Annotated in this window: 11 protein-coding genes; 5 read left to right on the top strand and 6 right to left on the bottom strand. The window is 43.6% G+C overall.

Going from position 1 to position 21,078, the window contains the following annotated elements; all coding sequences use genetic code 11:
* Positions 1-93: 93 nt before the first annotated feature.
* The 4 genes from dnaB to V202x_RS20610 all read right to left on the bottom strand — a co-directional run bounded on the left by dnaB (position 94) and on the right by V202x_RS20610 (position 5,351).
* Positions 94-1,434 carry a replicative DNA helicase gene (gene dnaB / locus V202x_RS20625; RefSeq protein ID WP_145178748.1) on the bottom strand — a complete coding sequence of 447 codons (1,341 nt, stop codon included), beginning with the start codon at positions 1,432-1,434 and terminating at the stop codon, positions 94-96.
* Between the two features lie 24 nt (positions 1,435-1,458).
* Complete coding sequence (locus tag V202x_RS20620) at positions 1,459-2,877, bottom strand: replication initiator protein A (RefSeq protein WP_145178747.1); 1,419 nt, start codon at positions 2,875-2,877, stop codon at positions 1,459-1,461.
* Between the two features lie 280 nt (positions 2,878-3,157).
* On the bottom strand, positions 3,158-4,096 hold the full coding sequence (locus tag V202x_RS20615; RefSeq protein ID WP_145178746.1) for a hypothetical protein: 939 nt from the start codon (positions 4,094-4,096) through the stop codon (positions 3,158-3,160).
* A gap of 472 nt (positions 4,097-4,568) precedes the next feature.
* Positions 4,569-5,351, bottom strand: a complete 783-nt coding sequence (locus V202x_RS20610; RefSeq protein WP_232098604.1) for a hypothetical protein — start codon at positions 5,349-5,351, stop codon at positions 4,569-4,571.
* An 801-nt stretch (positions 5,352-6,152) separates the two neighbouring features.
* Here V202x_RS20610 and V202x_RS20600 point away from each other — a divergent pair.
* The 4 genes from V202x_RS20600 (at position 6,153) to V202x_RS20585 (ending at position 14,687) form a co-directional block, all read left to right on the top strand.
* Positions 6,153-9,395, top strand: a complete 3,243-nt coding sequence (locus tag V202x_RS20600; protein WP_145178743.1) for a chemotaxis protein CheB — start codon at positions 6,153-6,155, stop codon at positions 9,393-9,395.
* Between the two features lie 33 nt (positions 9,396-9,428).
* A complete protein-coding gene (locus V202x_RS20595; RefSeq protein WP_145178742.1) occupies positions 9,429-11,951 on the top strand; it encodes a chemotaxis protein CheB in 2,523 nt (840 codons plus the stop codon).
* Positions 11,952-12,215: 264 nt separating this feature from the next.
* Positions 12,216-14,249, top strand: coding sequence for an ATP-binding protein (locus tag V202x_RS20590; protein WP_145178741.1), 2,034 nt, complete (start codon positions 12,216-12,218; stop codon positions 14,247-14,249).
* A gap of 3 nt (positions 14,250-14,252) precedes the next feature.
* A complete protein-coding gene (locus V202x_RS20585; protein ID WP_145178740.1) occupies positions 14,253-14,687 on the top strand; it encodes a response regulator in 435 nt (144 codons plus the stop codon).
* A gap of 302 nt (positions 14,688-14,989) precedes the next feature.
* Here V202x_RS20585 and V202x_RS20580 read toward each other — a convergent pair whose 3' ends face one another.
* Positions 14,990-15,769, bottom strand: coding sequence for a response regulator (locus V202x_RS20580; protein WP_145178739.1), 780 nt, complete (start codon positions 15,767-15,769; stop codon positions 14,990-14,992).
* Positions 15,770-16,367: 598 nt separating this feature from the next.
* Between V202x_RS20580 and V202x_RS20575 the strand changes: the two genes are divergently transcribed.
* Positions 16,368-20,426, top strand: coding sequence for a chemotaxis protein CheB (locus tag V202x_RS20575; RefSeq protein ID WP_145178738.1), 4,059 nt, complete (start codon positions 16,368-16,370; stop codon positions 20,424-20,426).
* Between the two features lie 187 nt (positions 20,427-20,613).
* Here V202x_RS20575 and V202x_RS20570 read toward each other — a convergent pair whose 3' ends face one another.
* Positions 20,614-21,024, bottom strand: coding sequence for a response regulator (locus V202x_RS20570; protein ID WP_145178737.1), 411 nt, complete (start codon positions 21,022-21,024; stop codon positions 20,614-20,616).
* Positions 21,025-21,078 lie beyond the last annotated feature (54 nt).

Below are 21,078 nucleotides of genomic sequence, written 5' to 3'. Positions count from 1 at the left end.
GATTTTCAATCGCCAAAGGAAGGGTTTAGCTCCCGCACCTCCCCGCGGGGTTAAACGCGGGGGAAAGTGCGGCCTTCAATGAGGGCGGAACGACTACCGATGTGTCTGATTGAAACTCATTTTTTCTTTGTCAAAGATGAGTTCGATATGACCGGTGGGACCGTGGCGATTTTTGCGGATGTAGAGGTCGGTCAATTGGGGGTGTTCGGTCGCTTCGTTGTAGTAGCCTTCACGGTAGAGCATTAACACCCGGTCGGCATCCTGCTCGATGGAACCGGAGTCGCGCAAGTCTGAAAGCTGCGGGCGTTTGTCAGGACGACGTTCGCATTCGCGGGAGAGTTGCGACAAAGCCAGCACGGGACAGTGCAGTTCACGGGCCAGTTGTTTCAGGTTTTCAGAAATGTGACTCATTTCCCGCGTCCGGTTCTCTCGGGCAAAACGGTCCGTGATCTGGATCAGTTGCATGTAGTCGATAATCAAGAGATCAAGCCCGTGTTCCATTTGCAATCGGCGGGCTTTGCTGCGGATGTTGAGCAATGTGCGATCCGGATCATCGTCCACGTAGATTTGATGATCGGTTAATTGGTCCAGCACCGGTCCCATTTGCATGAATTCGTCATCAGAAAGATGCCCTTTTGTCAGTTTCCAGGGTGAAATGCTGGAGAGGCTTCCGAACATCCGATCAAAGATTTCTTCCTTTGTCATTTCGAGGGAGAAGATACCAACCGACTTCTGTTGTTGCAGGCCGACGTTCCGGGCGATATCGAGCGCAAGTGCTGTCTTTCCCATACTGGGGCGGGCCGCCAACACAATGAAGTGTCCAGGGGCCATCGCCGTTAAGAGATGATCAATATCACTGAACCCAGTCCGTATCCCGAAATGTTCGGCGGGGTCATCCGCTTCATGCAGCATGGTGTAACGGTCGTAACGTTCCGTTCGCATCTCTGACAATGAAACCGGTTTGTGCAGGGTTGTCTGATGCGAAAGCTGCAAAAACTCCTGTTCCGCCTGTTCGAGTAATTCTGAGGCGGACTGCGTTTTTTCATGGGCCAGACTGGTGATTTTGGTCCCCAGCCTGGCAAGCTGCCTGCGTCTGCTCTGTTCCAGCACAATGTCCGCATACTTTTCAATATGGGAAGCTGTCGGCACCTTGCTGGACAGATCTGCCAGAAAAGCAGAGCCCCCCAGCTGCTGAATTTTGCTGTGATCTTTCAGCTTGTCTGCCACAGTCACAAAATCGATCCCACTCCCCTCTTCAGTCAATTGCATGATCGCTTGATAGATACTTCCCAACACCGGATCATGGAAATCATGTCCACATAAGCGAGAAAGAATTTTGAAAATCGCATCCGAATCAAGTAGTAACGCTCCAATCACCGTTCGTTCCGCTTCCAGATTGCTGGGTTCTGTGTTGATAAGAGAGGGTGAAGGCATATCAGGAGATGAAAAGTCAAAAAATCAGGCTGAATCCCCTGCCGGAGTATTTTGTTTGGTTACCAACAGAGCCAGAACTTCCGTCGCAGGATGCTGATCAGCTTTACCTCGTACCAGCCTTGCCCGCACAGCGGCACTGGTTGCCTGCTGAATCGCCTCTTCATAAAGTTTTGATTTTTGGGCCTCCGTCAGTTCATCCCAGATCGCCAGGCGCTTGCCACGGAGTTGACGTTTCTGTTCCTGCTCCTCATGGAATGCAGCCTGCTTTTGAGTGTCTGCCTGCACATCCACCTCTGTTCGCTCTATCTTTTGCTGTCTGGCAGAAAATGACTGCAGTGCCTCGTCAAAATATTTTCGCGCGCCCCCAAAACTTTTGGCATTCGGGAACTCTGTTTTCATGGTAGAAACCACGTTGGGTAACACTTGACGAATTGTCGTTTCTGGATGTAAATCAAGAAGTTCACGCGCATGGGCTAATTCCCCATCGAAGATCCGTGGAGGGACTTCACCCGCCCATAACTTGTAAAACTGCTGTACCAGTGCAACCGGTGCAGGCACAACCGGTGATACGGCCTGAAAATCAAAGCGCACACGCCAGACACCGGGTCGTACCTTGATGTACTGCACGGAATCGGGAGAAAGATAGTTCACGTCGATCAGTTCCTGCACGGAACGATGAAAATTACGTTTCAAGTCCTTGCAGTCCTGCATTCCCAGATGACCGCAGGCGAGTTCTTTCAAGTCACGCTCATACGTGGCATACTTTCGTGTTCCATAGCGACGTTTATTGAGATGCCGATGGAGTTGACGGCTTCCCGGCAGTTTCAACGAAAAGTGCAGATCCAGGTCAATTGTTGCCAGATTTCCTTGCTTCATGCTCTGAAACAGGCTGTCCACCCATTGAAAATAACTCTCCGGCCGGCTCCCCTGCTGTGGACGTCCCCGACGAAAAACTAGCTTGGTTTCCGCCAGTACTCCGGTGAAAAACGCGGGAGCCACTGCCTGTGTTTTTCGGTCATACCAGATATCGGTGTATGTCACAGAAACCTTGACCAATCGCTCAAAAGAATCTTTCAAACGTTGCCGGTAATGGTTATTGGCAGGGCAATTCATGATTTTGAGCAGTTCATTCGGCTCAAAATGAATCACATCTGCATTAAAACCCTCCCGGTAGGTCAAATATTCCAAAGCCAGCAATAGATCGTCATCCGCGGCCGTTGGCAGACCCACACTGGAAGGGGCTTCCCGTATTACCTGCTGGCAGGTTCCATCACTCCGCGAAATGACGGTCGTGTGTCGATCCACTTTTTTTCCCTCATCCGTCACCGGTTGCTGATAGGTGGCCACACCGATCTTCCAGTCCGCCAGATTCAGTTCATCTTTGCCAAATCGTCGTGTTGAATTTTCAACATTGCCGTTGATGGCCGGAGAGATCAAATTCATGCTGCAAAAGAAAAGACACACATCAAACTATCACTGGGAGTGTGGGATAAAATTCTGTTTACACATTCCCCTTGTTTAAGGGAATTTTCGTATTGCTTGGAAAAGGGCTGGTTGCAGCGAAAAGCGAGTGTGGCAGAGAAACCGTTTTTCGCCCCACCTGTCCGATTTCCTTTCGCCTCACCTGTCCAGAAAAAAAGGGACAGCCGATGCGAAAACCGGGAGTCAAAAAGGGACACCTTGGGCGAAGTTTTGAGTCCGTTGGGGAATGGTACGTATGGGATCATGAGGAGCGGGAGAGGAGTCGTTTCAGCGTGGGAGTTTCATACCACTTGGGCTGCCTGGCTTGGGATTTGGCAGATCGTTTTGATTTCGGAGTGACGGAACGTTTTGATTTGGTGGCTGTGGTTGATTTCTGAGGAGTACGTTTCTTGGTCCCCTGTTTTGCAGAAGTTTTCTGCTTTGGTTCTTTCACCACGACTGCGTCGACAGTGGATCGGTTTCCGAGATCAGTAGATTCTTTCTGTTTCGGGTGTGGTTCACCACTTTTGGTCTGATCATGGGAGGCTCCTTGCTGAGAACTGAGTAAATTGACGTCCGCCAGTTTTCCCATCACCTGATGCACCTCTTTCAAAAGAACCTTCGTATCGGTATGATCTTCCTTCAATGTATCGAACATGTCTTTAAGCATTTTGAGCTGTTCTATAAATGCTTCCTTATCCTGTTGATGTTCCTGGGAGCGTCGATCATTCTCCAACTCCAGTCGGCTGATCTGCGCTTTCAAAGTGGAGACCAGTTCGTTGTCTGTCGCGTTAGAGTTCGGCCTCTCTTCTGGCGTTGATTTGTCTTGCTGCTCAGATTGTTTTTTCTGTTTTTTAGCAGACTCTGTTCCGTAATATTCCTGGACCCATTCACGCCGGGCATACCAGGTCGGTGAGAGCCCCTGATTGGAGAGTTGCTGAATCTGTTCCAGCGTCACTGTGGTCCCCTCAAACTCCTTACCATCTTCGGTCCTGAGTTTGAGGTTCCGGAGAATCTTCGAGTCCCCTACCCTGACTGCCTGACTGAAGTCGCGGGTCAACGAACGATGGGAGCGCTGGAACGCTTCTTCGATCTCTTTTTTGGTGAGATAATCGGCGAGGGGCGAGGCTGACATGGTGCTGACGGGATGACAAAATAAGGCTGCTTCAGGATAGCGCGAAAGCTGACAGGATGCCAACATTTTCTGTCACCCTGCTTTTCAGGGTGTCAGACTCCCTGTCAGCTGTCAGAGGGGGGTGACACTCCATAGATTTCGCTGGCTCAAGCGAAAAAGCAAAATATTCAATTTCCGTGTCATACCGTCATTTTGGTGTTGTCAGCCCCCCGTCAGGCTGTCAGTCATGGTGTCAGACGGGGAGTCGTGTCAGCCCGTCATTCACCTCTGAAACAGGATGACGACCGGGGTGACAATAGTAGGGGAGTCGGTCTGCCCTCGTTTTGTGAGCAATAAAAAAAGCCCCGCTCAACGAGGCTTCTTTATATGAAAATTACTTGACATGGCAGTGACAATCGGCCCAGGGAAGATGGCAACCCGGGCAGTTGCCTGCCTGAGTATTGGCTTGAGTCACCACCGCGTCAACGGCCTCTTGTAGGAGGGGATTGTGGTCCATAGAAAACGAGGGAAAAAGATAATAAAAAAGTAACACGAAATACTATTTCTGCTGCTTTACAATCAGGCAGATATCGTGCAGACCGGGGATAAATGTCGATTTGTATGTTTTGCTGGATGAGGAGTTGCCATGTTGGAATCGCACAATGTCTGTGCAATCCTGAATCAAACCGGCGTTAAAACAGAGTCGCTTGGTGTGATAGGTCAAGGGGACAAAGCCGATTTCCCGGTCATGATAATCTCCCATCAATATGGCGAGATGGCCCCCCGGAGCAAGAACATGTTTGCAGTTCACAATCACTCTGGAGAGTTTTCTCAGAAACTCGGGCAAGTCGCGGGCAGCAGAAAGGTCGCGCGGATCGTTACTATAGACCTTCATCCGCCAATAGGGGGGATGAATCCAGACAAAATCGAATTCACCGACCATGTCACAATTCTTTGGATGGGAACAATCAAAGCCACTGTGCAAATCAGCGGAGACAACTTCAATACCCAACTCCTGGCAAACATCCCGGCAGGTTCCGGAGCCGCTCATCGGATCAAAGACCCGCTTCGGCTTGAAATATTGGAGTAAGTCACGAATGAGGTAACCACCGCAGTTACCAGGATATCGAGCATTGCCATAATGGCCACGCGGGGCGACAGCATGGATACTTGTGAGGTGAGAAACGGGAGACGCATTCCGTGGTGCCACGGGAAGTGGAACGGTTTTCATCATAAAAAAGGGGAAAGAAAATAAAACAGATTGATAAGAGATAAAAATACCGACATCTGCTCGCCGGTACTTCCTGCTGCTTCCCGAAGTCCAGGTGGAGTTGCGCAGCAAACAACCTTGACGAGGGAGTACAATGCAAAGACCGCGAGCAGAGACGTTTCGTAAAATGATTCCTGATCGCTGTGCCGTCTGTTTAAGAATGTGAGCAAAAAGAAAAACCCGCCAATTGAAACCAGCGGGGGATTATGGATTTCAGTCAGCTTGGAAAACCGACAGATAATGCGTATATTGAATCGTTCAACGGATGAGTTCGCCAGGAAGTTTAAACCAGTATTAGCTTTTAGCATGATAAATTCTCAAGAACAAGATGACCAGTGGCGGATGTGGACTACAACCAAAACCGTCCATACAGCTCACTGGGAAATCAAACCCCAGTGGAGTTTGCGAAAAAATCATCCTCGGCGCGCCGAGGATGATTTACCTTGGATTTCTAACATTCCAACTGGCTAAAGGTTGGTGGCAAGGTCAGATCAAATAACATATTTGTAGAAAGTATCAGAAACTCGAACCATAAAACATCCACTAGAGATCCTTATTTCCTTGCTTTAGCAAGTAAGCTTGCCTTTCTCTTAGTTAATTATTTCCTAAGGAACATTCTTGTGGTTGTAATACTTGATTCATTCTAAAGGGAAATAATAAAAACGAGCTTTTAGGAGGGATATTGCCTACAAGATGATCGGTTTACTTTAAACTATTAAACCTTCGATGACACAATTCTTTTAAATTCATATTTCTAGCATTGCTGTCAGTAGTTTTAATGCTAATTTAACTGTTTACTATTCAGCTTTATTCTTCATTTTCTTACTCAAGAGATTTTGGATTACTTTAAATATCTTTCAAGGAGGTTGCTTCGTGTCGGACACACAGTTTGAAAACCCTTTGGACGATACTTTTCAAAAAACAGACCATTCAACTCCTACATTTATCGTAGGAATAGGTGCATCAGCAGGTGGTCTGGATGCTATTGAACGATTCTTCGACAACATGCCGAAGAATACAGGTATGGCATTTGTTGTCGTACAGCATTTGTCTCCCGACTATAAAAGTTTGATGGATGAATTACTAGCACGGCACACAAAAATGCTAATTCATCCGGTAGAAGATGGAGTCAAAGTAGAATCTAACAACATTTATTTATTGCCCCCCCGCAAAAATATGGTTTTGTCTGGAGGTTGTCTAAATCTCATAGAGCAGAATCCTAATCGTGGTGTGAATCTTCCTATCGACATTTTCTTAGAATCGCTAGCCACAGATTTTGGAAATAAAGCGATAGGTGTAATATTATCAGGGACTGGCAGTGATGGATCTCGCGGGATACCTTTTATCAATGAAGTAGGAGGACTCGTTGTCGTACAAGACCTGGGTACAGCAAGTTTTGATGGTATGCCTCGGAGCGCAACAGCAACCGGACTCGCTGATATTGTCTGTTGTCCCGAGCGAATGCCAGAATTGATTTGCCAATTCACAAAATCCCCTGATACTTTCGAACGCGGTCAAGTTGAACCCGGACCTCCCATTGCTGAGTTAAGTGGTCAACAACGGTTGTTCCACCTGTTTCGTCAGAAATATGGTGTCGACTTCTCTATGTATAAACCCACAACAATCAATCGAAGACTTCAAAGACGAATTGAACTTTCGCAAACTTCAAATCTCAAAGATTATCTTGAACTTGTTGAAAAAGACAGTCAGGAATTTGACTTACTCTATCATGACTTATTAGTTGAGGTCACCGAGTTCTTTCGAGATCCTGAGGCATTTGAATACCTGCAAGATGAAGTCATTTCTAAACTCATTGAAAATGCAAGCCCGGACGAAGAAATTCGAGTCTGGGTACCTGGCTGTGCTACCGGAGAAGAAGCATTTTCAATTGCGATGGTATTCCGAGATTGCGCCGAACAAACAGGAAGAAATCCTCGTGTTAAAATTTTTGCCAGCGATGTCCACCAAGCCTCTCTGGAGTCCGCTAGTGAAGCGATATTCTCTCGCCAGGATCTTACCAAGTTACCAGAAAACATGCGCCGCTTTTTCACTGAGATTAGTGATGAGCATTGCTCAATCGCGCAAGAAATTCGTCAAATGGTCGTCTTCGCGAGACACGACATTACTACCGATCCTCCCTTCACTCGGATTAGTTTGGTCAGTTGTCGAAATTTATTGATTTATTTAGAGCCTGAGGTTCAAAAACGTGTACTTGCCCTGTTCCACTTTGCTCTCACTTCAGACGGTGTCTTGTTTCTAGGTCCGAGTGAAACGGTTGGTGGGTTTGCAAATGAGTTTAGTGTGTTGAATCAACACTGGCGTTTTTATCGCAAGCTTCGTGACGTACGCCTGCCAGAAATGGCACAGGTCACAATGAGCCCCCCCACTATGAACATCGTCAGTAATAAAACTCTTTCCAATAACAGAGAAGACGATGGTTGGTTGCGGCAATTGGCTTATGAAGACTTACTTGGAAAGTATGTTCCGCCAAGCCTCTTGATTAATGAATTTGATGAAATCGTTCATTCTTTTGGTGAAGCACGTAAGCTGTTGGTTCAACCAGAAGGACCACCAACTTTAAATGTGATCAACTTACTTGAGGGTGATTTACGTAGTGCTGTCAACGCTGCATTGCACCGTGCAAAGCGCGAAAAGAAAAATATTGCATTTACCGATATAAAGTCTGGAGATTACTCATACAACATTGTGGTAGAGCCATGGACTCGAGGCTCACGCGCTTTATTGATGGTCTGCTTTGAACAACTTGATCGACCGACGCATCCTGCCATTGCCGTTGATGATCAAATCACCTTTGAATCAGACGAAGGCACAGTCCAACGTATCGTCGAACTGGAACGAGAGCTAGATTACTCTCGACAATCACTTCAAGCAACAGTGGAAGAGCTTGAAACGAGCAATGAAGAACTTCAATCAACAAATGAGGAACTCATCGCCTCAAATGAAGAACTACAAAGCACAAACGAGGAGCTACATAGCGTCAACGAGGAACTCTACACTGTCAACACAGAACATCAACGAAAGATTGGTGAGTTGACTCTGGCTAACAATGACCTTAGCAACTTAATGATGAGTAGTAACATTGGCACAATCTTTCTTGATCGTGACTTACGTATTCGCCGGTTCACTCCTTCGATTTCGAGTGCATTCCATGTTCTTGAGCAAGATGTGGGACGCCCCATTGAGCATATTGCTTACAATCTTGAGACTCCGAATTTAATGGAAAGCATTCGTTCTGTACTTGAAGAAGAGATCATGGTTGAAAGTGAGGTTAAGAGTAATGAGGGGAAAACATATCTTCAACGAATTCAACCTTATCGTTCTGGAACAGGAGAAATTCAAGGAGTTGTTTTAACATATGACGATATCACAATTATCAGGCAAGCAACAAGACAACTAGAACAAGTTGAAGAAGAGCTAGCAATCAGTCAAAAAGAACTGCAAGATTTCGCTTATGCAGTCTCACACGATCTGGGCACTCCTTTGCGTCATATCAGTTCTCACTGCAGAATATTACAAGACGAATTCGAGGATCAGCTTCCTGCCACAACTCAAAAAACCCTTACCGTTGTGGAAAACGGCGCACAGCGACTGAGAGATATGATAGACGGTTTACTCACTTTTTCGAGAGTTTATTCGCGTGGTAAACCCTTTTCTAACGTCAATCTCGATCAAATCATGAATGAAGTCGTCAGTGAGCTTGAACAAGAGGTTGTCACTAATGATGCCACAATCACCTATGATGAAATGCCTGATTTAATCGGAGACTGGGATCAAATTAAGCAACTACTGTTTAATCTGATAGATAATGCAATTCGATTTAGAGCGAAATCTCCTCCTGTTATACATGTCGATGCCAAACATGAAGGTAATTTCTGGAAAATCGCAGTACATGACAACGGAATTGGTATCGAGAAACGTCATTTTGAGCGGATATTTGTCATCTTTCAGCGACTTCGATTTAAACAGGAGGTTGAAGGCCTTGGTCTTGGCCTCGCCATTGCCAGACGGATTGTCGAAAGACACAATGGCTGGATTTGGGTCGAATCAACGCATGACAAAGGAAGCACATTCTTTTTTAAACTACCAGCAAACTGATATCACGTTTTACTAAAGAAACAAGGCGATTCAATGGCTGAAAATTTGAAACTTGAAAGCGACTCGATTTCCTCTACAACGTCTCCCAGCTTCATAGTAGGAATTGGAGCTTCTGCAGGTGGTTTAGATCCTCTAACGAAATTTTTCGATAATATCCCCTCAAATTCGAGGTTGGCATTTGTGATTGTCCAGCACCTTTCTCCAGATTATGAAAGTAAAATGGATAACCTGCTGTCGCGACATACGACAATGGTAATCCACAAGGTTGAACATGGGATGGCGGTCGAAGCCAATGCAATCTATCTGATTCCCCCACGTAAGAACATGATTTTGTCTGATGGAAAGCTACTACTTACCGACCAGAAAACTGATGGTGCCCTAAACCTACCCATTGATATATTTTTTCAATCACTGGCTCAAGATGCAGGCGATCGCTCAATTGCAATTGTCATGTCAGGGACTGGTAGTGACGGTGCTTGTGGAGTCGAAGAAATCCATGAATCAGGTGGAATTGTCATCGTCCAGGATATTGATTCTGCCGGATTTGATGGTATGCCCCGCAGTGCAAGTGCAACTGGAACAGTCGATGTGGTTGCGCGTCCAGAGGCGATGCCCGAGTGGATTACCAGATACATCACGAATCCAACTGCATTTCCACGTGGAGATGGAAATCAAGACATTGTCTTTGGACGAGATGCGGAAACGACAGCCATTTTTCGTATGTTTCGCCAACAGTACGGAATTGACTTTTCTTATTACAAAGCTAGTACCATTACTCGTCGACTGGACCGAAGGGTTCAACTTACCAATACCCCTACCCTGGCTGAGTATTTAAAACGACTTCAAGAAGACCCTCATGAATTAGATGTACTTTATCGAGATCTACTCGTAGAAGTCACACAATTTTTCCGTGATCAGGAAGCTTTTGAGAAACTAAAAAAAGAAGTTATCCCAGAAATTGTCAAAGCAACGAATACACGTAGCGAAATTCGTGTCTGGGTTACTGGATGCGCAACAGGAGAAGAAGCTTATTCCCTGGCAATGTTATTTGACGACTGTATCAGAACAATTGGAAGTGACGCCGATCTCAAAGTCTTCGCAACCGACGTCCATCGAACTTCCTTGGAACTGGCCAGCACAGGAGTCTATTCAAGAGAGGCAGTTCTTGGTGTTCCGGAAGAATTTAGGGAACGATATTTCCAAAAAGTGGGTGAACTATTTCATGTCACACGCGATTTAAGAAAATTAGTCATTTTTGCTCCGCATGATATCACACGTGATCCCCCCTTTACTCGCATAGACTTGCTGTCATGCCGTAATGTTTTAATCTATTTGGATTCGGCAGTGCAAAAAAAAGTTCTCTCACTCTTTCACTTCGGCTTAAAAGTTGGAGGAACTTTATTTCTGGGTCCTAGTGAATCGATTGGTGAATTAGATAAGGAATTCGACGAAGTAGATCGTAAGTGGAAAATTTTGCGCAAGCTTAGAAATGTACGTCTTTCCCATCCAGACCCTGTAGGACTTGCAGGCCCTCCAGGTCTATCATCTGTTGTACATTCACGGCCTTCATTTGTCTCTACCGCAACACGTCCTGAAAAGAACTGGTTTGTTCCTGAAGCATATAATGAATTATTAAATCGATATGTACCGACTAGTTTACTAGTAAATGAGCACCACGAACTCGTTCACACTTTTGGGGAATCACGCCATCTATTATTACAACCTGAAGGAAAAGCGACCCTTGACATCACAAAAATGGTAGAGGGAGATTTGCGTGTCGCATTGAATGCAGGATTGCACAAAGCCGCCAATGAAGAAGGTCCGATCGTATTTACTGGTGTTCGCACGATAACTCAGAATGGTGAAATGCAATTTCGGATTACAGTCGAACTCTTCAAACGAGCTATGGAAAAGATGTTTCTGATTTGTCTTGAAGAAATGAATCTTCCTCAGATTTCAGAAAGTGATCAAGAATCTTTTGATTCCCATGGCCAAACTGTAGAACATATCAGCCTGTTGGAAAAAGAATTGAATTATACACGCGAAACCTTACAGGCAACTGTTGAGGAGTTGGAAACCAGTAACGAAGAACTGCAATCAACTAATGAAGAGCTTGTCGCATCAAACGAAGAACTGCAAAGCACCAACGAGGAACTGCATAGTGTCAACGAAGAACTGCATTCAGTGAGCGCAGAACATCAACGAAAGATCGCGGAATTGACAATGCTTGCCAAGGATATGGACACGCTCTTAAACAGCACAGAAATTGGCATCGTCTTTCTTGATGTCGATTTGAAAATTCGCCTCTTTACAAAGCCATTGAGTAAAACATTTCATATCATGGAACAGGACATTGGTAGACCGATTGAGCACATCGCACATAAATTTATAGGACTTAACTTACAAGATTTTATTTCGCAGGCAACAGATGAGAACGGGGACCAAAGACTCGAAGTCAAAACCCATGAAGGTGAAACCTATCAATTACAATACCACACGCGCGACATAAACAAACAAGACGACGGGCACGTTCTAACATTTGTTGCAGGAGGCTAAATAGCTGCTGAAGTCTCGTTTTTAAACTATACTAGGTTTCTGATTTTACAGACGCTGTTAAAATCATGTAATTATCTCATATCACATCCTGTGGCTTTCGAATTAACAAGAGATATTTGCTTTCACAAGTAAACGATCATAGACTATAAGAATAAACTGACTTAATTTTAAGCAAAGTCACTCGCCACTATAGCTGGACCATGCCTTGGGCAAAACAAGTTGACAGAATCTCAAACTGAATTCATAAATAACCGATTCATCGCTATGGCTTTAACCGGAGTGGGCTATTTCATATGTGCTGAATTCAGCCATATGCTTTCTTTTCCAGGTGAGGTTGCCACAGTCTGGCTCCCTAGTGGACTTTCACTCTCAGCATTTCTATATGTGGAACGACGTTCATGGCCACTACTTCTGCTTGCCACATTACTCGCAAATCTTTCTTCTGATGTCATGCTACATGCAAAATCTTTTCCTGTAAGCTTTGGCTTCTGGATTTCCAATACTACTGAGACTCTCTCAGCAGTTTGGCTAATTCGTCGATATATGCGGACTCCTTTTCGTTTCCATGACTGGCAAACTGTAATCATGTTTGCCTCTCTCCCTTGTTTGCTTAGCACCGCATTGGGTGGATTACTTGGTGCCACTGTTATTTCCATTACGTACGATGCTAACTTTGTCAACGCTTGGCAAGTTTGGTGGAGTGGAGACGCGATTGGAATGTTGATTCTCACTCCTTTCATGCTTACTTCCATTCCTGTTGCCATAAGTATTGTCACTTCGCTTCGCCTATCGCGGGAGCTAGCAAAAAGCCCCAAAAGTCAGCCTATAACAAACGAATTTGTCGCTTCCCAAACTGATCGATTTACAACAAGTCGTTTATCACTCAAAGAAATATTTAAATCCATCGGTGTATTTATACTCTTTATCACATTATTGGCAGTAATTACACAATATGTTTTTGGTGGGCAAGATTTGCCAATCGCTTATGTAGTATATCTTGTTCTGCTATGCTTAGCGCTTCGATATGAAGTTATGGGTAGTGCATGGGGAATATTAGTCGTAGCCATAATTGTGCTTTTAAATACATCACAAGCGCAGGGACTTTTCGCACACGGTTTAGACCTAAAAACTAGTATGTTTTTAGTGCAGTTTTACCTAGTAATTTCTTCAACAGCATTTCTTATTCTTGGAGCCACCGTACGTGAAAAAAGAGTAGCTCGCGAGCAGTCAATGCAGACTCTGGAAACATCACCTGATGGGAGGTTGATGGTTGATAATAATGGACAAATCAAAACTGTAAACACAGCACTGGCAAAGATATTTGGCTATAATTCTGATGAGCTTATTGGCCAGCATCTTGATATTCTTATTCCAGAAGAGACACGAATTTTACATAAAAAACACTTCATGCAATTTCTTGTATCACCTGACTCACGCCCCATGGGAAAGGGACGCTTAATTAAGGGAATTCATAAGAATAGACAGCTGATTCCACTCGAAGTAGGATTAAGCCCTTTAGAGATAAATAGCGAACCATATGTGCTTGCTGTTGTAGTTGATGTGACAGCCATTAAAAAACAGGAGGAGGAATTACTAAAACGAAATGAGGAACTGGCAAGAAGTAACCGTGAACTAGATGCTTTTGTTTACGCTGCATCACATGATCTAAAGTCTCCGCTGAGGGGTCTGGAATCTCTCGTCACCTGGATCGAAGAAGACATGGGAGAAACGATACCTCCAAAATCGGCACGGCATTTGGCTCAAGCAAAAAATCGCGTTCAGCGAATGGGCCATTTACTCAATGATTTACTTTTATATTCGCGAGCAGGACGACTCACCGAAAAGGAACTGATAGAGATTCAGCTTTCTGAAGTAATCCGCGATATCTTAGAATTAATTGATGTGCCAGCAGGTTTTACTGTTGTGACAGTTGGTGACACTCACGGATTTAAAACTGCCCGCGTACCACTTATGCAGTGTTTACAAAACCTGATTGTCAACGGCATCAAACATCATCACAAACAGTCTGGTCAGATTGAAGTAAGTGCTCGTGATGACGGAGATTACATCGATTTTTCAGTTACCGATGATGGCCCCGGAATTGCTCCTGAATTTCGATCACGTATATTCGAAATGTTCCAAACTTTGCAACCACGCGACACTCAAGAAGGCAGTGGGATCGGATTAGCTATTGTGAAAAAAATTGTCGAACGTTATGGTGGAACGATTAGTGTCGAATCAAACCTCGGAGCTGGAACCACTTTTCGATTTAAATGGCCTAAACAGATCACGGAATAAACCATGCCAGGTAATACCGTCACAATTTTACTTGTAGAAGATGATGAAGTTGATGCAGAAGCCATTGATCGCGCATTCAAAAAAGCGAGAATTGCGAACCCAATAATACTAGCAAAGGACGGAATTGAAGCGATTGAGATTCTGCGTGGATCAAAAAGTCAATTAAAGCTAGAAAATCCATTTTTAATCCTACTCGACCTGAATATGCCCCGTATGAATGGAATCGAATTTCTCGAAGAAATTAGATCAGACGAAAGCCTTAACAAGAGCATCGTCTTTGTTTTAACTACGTCAGAAGATGACCGAGATATTCTGACCGCTTATGACAAACATGTAGCGGGTTATATGGTCAAGAGTCGGGCTGGTGAGGATTTTCTGGAACTAATCAATATGCTGGAACACTATTGGCGTATTATCGAATTTCCTCCAGGACTCTAATCACTCCATACAGAAGTTTGTTGAAATCAACTTTTCAGCAAAATATATATGATTTGAATAAATTACAAGAAAAAAGGAAGTGAGCAACTATCATAGCTACTCACTTCCCTCAAGTCCACGGAGTAAGTCGTTTCCATGCAATTCGGCCTCATCCGTAAGGCTCTGAATTTTATTCAGACTACTTTGCACTATTTATATTATATAGATAATGCCCGACCATCCGTGTTCGAGTTAAATAATTTGTTTAAAGAGCATATTTCTTACTAAAACAGATTTATTTCATTGATAAATGAGAATCATAATTAAGCAGTGGTAATGTTAATTGAATCAGCTTGTCTTGCCTGATTCATTGTCTCTACTAACGCTTCAGGGTTTAAGGGTTTCGGGAACCAACAATCTATTCCATTTCTTCCCTGGTCTAAGTCAAATTCAGAAGGCGACGCTCCTGTGACTGCAAATATCTTGAGTTGCGGATTTTCCGGGTTAAGCCGCACGCGTCGCACAGTCTCAGCCCCACTACATTTCGGCATACGCAAATCAAGTACAAGAAAATCGGGCCATTGGTTCATAGAGAGCCAATTTAAAGCATCTTCTCCATCAATGGCAGTTGCGACATCGCAACCACGCATCGATAAGAAACCGGCAAGCAATTCTCTTTGCCGCGGGTCATCTTCGACGAGTAAAATTCGAAAAAGCGACTCTTTTTTTCTTTCATCCTGAGAATTAGAGTCAACTTCTGCATTACGATCCATTTTCTCTAGATCATCAAGAACTTTGAGAAATGTAAGGTTAGCAGCATCGACTAACCCTGCATTGCATTGCTCACGATACAAATGCAACCCAAGGTTAACTACATTTAATTGATTCCGAATTGCGTGTAGTTTCTGGTTTGCATCTGGATCAAATGCCCTTGAACTAAAGACCTCTTCTTTTCCTTCGATTTCTTTTCTTAAGATTCGAATTTCTGGTGGTGCTTCAATTCCGATCTTAGCAAGACCACCTTTAATACGCAGTATTTTGACAGTGATCCCCACATTGGGGAATACAATGTTTTCGTCATTACGACGAGAAAGAACTAACATGATGGACTCCTTTCCCTTTGTTGATAAATGATTAATAAGCCAACCATTTATATAATGAATTAAACGTCAACTGCCTGCATTTCACGTCTCTCAGTCGACCACGAAGGGTGAGCAACATCTCATGTCAGTCTATAACAGCATCCTTTCTAGTTATGATATTTCATTTCAAAACTGACTGAGTTGTTTAAGTTTGAAAATTGGCTATTTGAATGTCAATGTGAATACATATACTTTTTACACTTTGCAGTAGTACACCTCAATAAGCCATATTTAGTAGTACCAGGGGTTGTGATATCAATTTTTAATCATAGAGTATGACCTTAAGTTTACACTTCGAATAAATTACCTCTTCACTGTCAAACTTAAATTAGAAAATAACTTTTCATTGAGATGTGATGTGTTTCATATTTAAGAACAAATTGCATCCTAACTTTAAGTGCTTAAGTAAGATCTACGTCAGACACTTCAAGGTAACCTAATCTATCGTCCGAAAATCAACCATAGTTCATTGCATTTTTATTGATGTTTAAGATGTAGATGTCATGGAAATATCTAATTGATTTTTAGAACGAAACATCCTGCACAGGAAACAAATCAAATGAGTGATGAAAAGGACTTCTTAATCGTTGCCATCGGGGCTTCTGCAGGTGGATTAGAAGCGTTGGAGGAACTATTTTATAACATGCCCCTTGATAGTGGTCTGGCATATGTGATTATCCAGCATCTATCACCTGACTTCAAAAGTGTGATGGATCAACTGCTGGAACGTAAAACAAAGATTCCAATATGTGTCATCAAAGATGGCATGGAGATCAAACCAAATACGATTTATCTACTACCACCGAAAAAGGAAGTCATTGTTTCAAACAGTAAACTTCTGTTGACTGACCGCTCAGTTTCACGTCAACTTTCATTTCCCATTGATGAGTTTTTTCGTTCCCTCGCTCAAGATGTTGGACATCGTGCTGTTGGAATTGTTTTATCAGGAACAGGGACAGATGGCTCCCGTGGAATTTTAGATATTCATTCAGCTGGTGGACTTGTCATTGCTCAAACAGAATCATCGGCGGCTTTTGATGGAATGCCTCGAAGTGCATGTGACTCCGGAATTGTAGACATAGTACTCTCTCCAAAAGCAATTCCGCCTGCACTGATTCGTTACAAGAACAACCCTACAGAGGTCTCTAAAAGAGGAAACCATCCAGAAGAACTTTCAGACGCACTCGATTATATGGATACGGAAATGCGTTCGATTCTGAATCAGCTGAATCGAACATATGGACTTGATTTCTCACAATACAAGGCACCAACAATTGCCCGTCGTGTTGAACGAAGGCTCGCCTTGTCTGGCACATTACAACTAGAAGAATATGCTGCGCGTATTGAAAACGATGCTGAAGAATTAGAACAACTCTATCGTGACATGCTAATTGGTGTTACTGGATTCTTTCGAGATCATACCGTATTTGAGAGACTGGAATTGGATATTATTCCTGAGCTCGTCAAAAACGTTACAGAAGATGGCGAATTTCGTGCTTGGGTCGCTGGTACAGCTACCGGAGAAGAAGCTTATTCTCTTGCCATTTTGCTCGTCGAAGCATTTGAAGCGGCAGGTAAATACTGTCGGGCAAAAATTTTTGCTTCTGATGTTCATGACCAGTCATTACTCTTTGCTGGTAGAGGTGTCTATCATTCGGAACATCTAGCAGGTGTCACGCCCGAGAGACTGAAGCGATTTTTTATTTCACGACAGAATGGCTATCATGTGATTCCAGAGTTACGAAAAATGGTGGTTTTTACACCACACAACTTCCTGCGTGACGCACCATTCACACGGTTAGACCTGGTGACATGCAGAAATGTTCTCATTTATCTAACTCAACCTGCACAGCGTAAAGCACTTTCTATGTTTCATTTTGGCTTGAAGACAGGTGGTGTGCTTTGTCTGGGCGCTAGCGAATCAGTTGGAGACTTAGATGATGAGTTCGAATCAATCTACGATGTAGCGCGAATTTATCGTAAACATCGAGATACTCAACTAACAACAAACTCTCGTATTATTCCTCCTCCCAAGCTATTGAAGCGAACTGGTATCAGTGCGGACTGGACAACAAAATCTACACACTCTTCGGACGCATTAAAAAATGCAGTATCAGTTTCTTCTCTCCTTTCAGTCTATGATCAATTACTTGATGAATTCATGCCCCCCAGCATTCTGATTAATGAAGATCGCGAGCTACTCCATTCATTTGCTGGGGCCGGACGCTTCTTGCGGGTTGGTGATGGCCGACCAACAACAGATGTTTTGGATATCATTCATTCTGATTTAAAGAATGTCTTTTTGGCAGCGATTCGTCGAGTTTGCAAAAACTTTCAGCCACTGACATACCGGGGTATACGCTGCCAAATTGATGATGAACATGAATTTGTACAATTAACTGTGATCCCCTACTCTGATGAGAAAAAGGTGAACCGCCTTTTAGTTCGATTTGAAACGGACATAGAACCGGAAGAAAATACTATTGAAGAAATAGTGGCTAGTGGCTTTTCAATAGAAGAGCTGCACGCTCTTGATCGCGAATTACAATCTACCCGTAACAATCTTCAGTCTACTATTCAGGAACTGCAAATCACGAATGAAGAATCACAGGCCGCAAATGAAGAATTAACTGCAGCTAATGAAGAGTTACAAAGCACCAACGAAGAATTACATTCAGTTAACGAAGAATTGTATACTGTCAATGCCGAGCACCAACGTAAGATTGATGAATTAACTGAATTGACTGACGACATGGACAACCTGCTAACTACAACTAACGTCCATACTTTGTTTCTAGATGGAGAGTTACGATTAAGACGCTTTACTCCGAGAATTGCAGAAATATTTAACCTTATACCACAAGATATTTCACGCCGTTTTGGTAGTTTCACCTACAATCTCATTGATGACGACTTAATTGATGAAATCAAAAGTGTTCTTGAAAGCGAAGAGCCTTTTCAACGCGAGGTTTGTGATCGAAATGGTGATTGGTTTCTACTGCGAATTTTTCCATATCTCGCAAGTGGAAAGGTAGATGGTGTCGTGTTGACGTTGATCGATATTACTTCGTTAAAGAATGCAGCTGAAGCATTAAGATTGAGCGAAGAACGATTCGACCTAGCGGTTCGTGGAAGTAATGAAGGTATCTGGGACTGGCCTGACGTCACTCAGGAGGCTATGTGGTGCTCTGACCGAATGTATGACTTGATGGAAATAGATCGTAACAAAATGGAATTTAGTTATTCTTTGTGGAGAGATCTTCTACATCATGAAGATAAGGAACGTGTTTTAAAACAACTGAATATGCACCTTGATTCTAGTGAGCGCTATGACGTTGAATACCGCTTGGAGTGTGGAAATGGTGAGTATCGCTGGTTCCATACGTGTGGAGAGGCTGTTCGCGATAGTAACGGCAAAGCCATTCGAATGGCTGGTTCACTGGAAGATATTACCGAGTCGCGTAAGGACCGTGAAGAAGTACGTGAAGCAGTTAGACGCCGCGACCAGTTCCTGGCTATGCTATCGCACGAACTCCGAAACCCTCTTGGTGCAATTTTAAATTCGACAACATTGCTGGAAGGTGAAATACTCGACAGTCAACTTGCAAAGGAAGCGTGCGGAGTCATTGCCCGTCAATCACGACAGATGGCACGTTTACTCGAAGATTTATTGGATGTATCGCGAATCACACATGGCAAGATAGAACTGCACTGTAAAATCTTAGATCTTGTTGAATTAACGACCGAAGCAATCAATATCGTGCAACCACAATTTGAATCCAGTGACCAACACATTTCGGTTGAGACTCCTGATGACCCCGTCTATGTCTATGGTGACCCAACTCGCCTACAGCAAGTATTTGTAAATTTATTGACAAATGCTACAAAGTACACACCAGTCAAAGGCGATATTTCTATCATAGTCACATTCAATGATAATCAAGCAATAGTCCGAATTCGAGATACTGGATGTGGAATGTCGCCTGAAATGCTAGAGAAAGCCTTTGAGTTATTTGTCCAATCAGATGCAACGATTGATCGATCCAATGGCGGAATGGGTGTCGGACTAACACTCGTACGAGCTGTTTTAAAATTACATGGTGGCAATATTTCCGCACAAAGTGAAGGCCCGAATTCCGGTAGTGAATTTATCGTACGATTACCTTGTTCTGAAAAACCTCGCCAGGTCTCCATGCCAATTATGAAGCAAGGCATTAATGTTCATAAGGTCGTGATTGTGGAAGACATGGAAGATGCACGTTTCACACTCGAAGCAATCTTACAGAGTAAAGGCTTCGAAGTAATTAGCGCAAAGAACGGAACTGAAGGGCTTAAGTTGATCCAATCAGAGCATCCAGACCTAGCACTTGTTGATATTGGTTTACCTGAAATGGATGGATATGAAATCGCACATCATTTGAGAAAAGATCAAAAAAATGATGACATCTATCTTGTTGCTCTCACCGGTTATGGACAATCTAAAGATAGAAAGGCCGTCAAGGATGCTGGTTTTAATGAGCACCTTGTAAAGCCACTTAAAGCGGAAGAACTTGACCAAGTTTTGATGACTCATACGCAGCAACCCGAAGGTTATGAGTCGTTTACAGAAAGAAAATAAGAATTCTACAACGCATATAAAATTAATATTTTTTAATATAGAGTAACTGATCTAATATCATCATCCATTTTGATATTGTTAATTTTCTTAAAAGAAGAAGTCTGGTTCTACATGATTTCTAAATCGCTAGAATAGTCTATTGACTATGAGCTTTGTGTTCCTGCTTGTTATCAGGTTGTGCTGTATTTTACACATTACAACTCAAGATTTCACTCAAAAGTGGTTCGATACGTGGCCAGACATCTGGGCATTTGGCGACGTAATATGAGCAGGAGTCATGGCAACGTCGAATTGTCCTCTCATCAGATCGACCAGTCAAAATAATGGTGGGAATTGATGCCAATTGCACATCGGCATTCATCATTTGCCGCACGATCAATCCTCCCCCCGCATCTGGCATATCGACATCGAGGATCACGAGATCGTGCCGAATTTTATTGATCTTTCGCAGCGCAGTTGTAGCATCACTCGCAGTATCCACCTGGAGCCCTAAACTTTGGCAGCGCTTGGCCAGCAGTTCTGTCAGATCTTCATCGTCATCGGCAATTAGAATTGTATGATTGCCCACTATTCTTCCCTCAATGAAAGCTAAATTCATCTCTTTGACTCCACATTGTACCCACTCTATTGCACTGTCGTTATGATGTTTGCA

The organism is Gimesia aquarii, assembly GCF_007748175.1.
GTDB classification, from domain to species: Bacteria; Planctomycetota; Planctomycetia; order Planctomycetales; family Planctomycetaceae; genus Gimesia; species Gimesia aquarii_A.
Note: the sequence above shows the minus strand (reverse complement) of the source record. Positions and strands in the feature narration are given on the sequence as shown.

What these genes read in the sequence shown, in the direction of transcription:
- dnaB (WP_145178748.1), bottom strand. Translation starts at nt 1,434, where the DNA reads ATGCCTTCACCCTCTCTTATCAACACAGAACCCAGCAATCTGGAAGCG.
- V202x_RS20620 (WP_145178747.1), bottom strand. Translation starts at nt 2,877, where the DNA reads ATGAATTTGATCTCTCCGGCCATCAACGGCAATGTTGAAAATTCAACA.
- V202x_RS20615 (WP_145178746.1), bottom strand. Translation starts at nt 4,096, where the DNA reads ATGTTGGCATCCTGTCAGCTTTCGCGCTATCCTGAAGCAGCCTTATTT.
- V202x_RS20595 (WP_145178742.1), top strand. Translation starts at nt 9,429, where the DNA reads ATGGCTGAAAATTTGAAACTTGAAAGCGACTCGATTTCCTCTACAACG.
- V202x_RS20590 (WP_145178741.1), top strand. Translation starts at nt 12,216, where the DNA reads ATGGCTTTAACCGGAGTGGGCTATTTCATATGTGCTGAATTCAGCCAT.
- V202x_RS20585 (WP_145178740.1), top strand. Translation starts at nt 14,253, where the DNA reads ATGCCAGGTAATACCGTCACAATTTTACTTGTAGAAGATGATGAAGTT.
- V202x_RS20580 (WP_145178739.1), bottom strand. Translation starts at nt 15,769, where the DNA reads ATGTTAGTTCTTTCTCGTCGTAATGACGAAAACATTGTATTCCCCAAT.
- V202x_RS20575 (WP_145178738.1), top strand. Translation starts at nt 16,368, where the DNA reads ATGAGTGATGAAAAGGACTTCTTAATCGTTGCCATCGGGGCTTCTGCA.
- V202x_RS20570 (WP_145178737.1), bottom strand. Translation starts at nt 21,024, where the DNA reads ATGAATTTAGCTTTCATTGAGGGAAGAATAGTGGGCAATCATACAATT.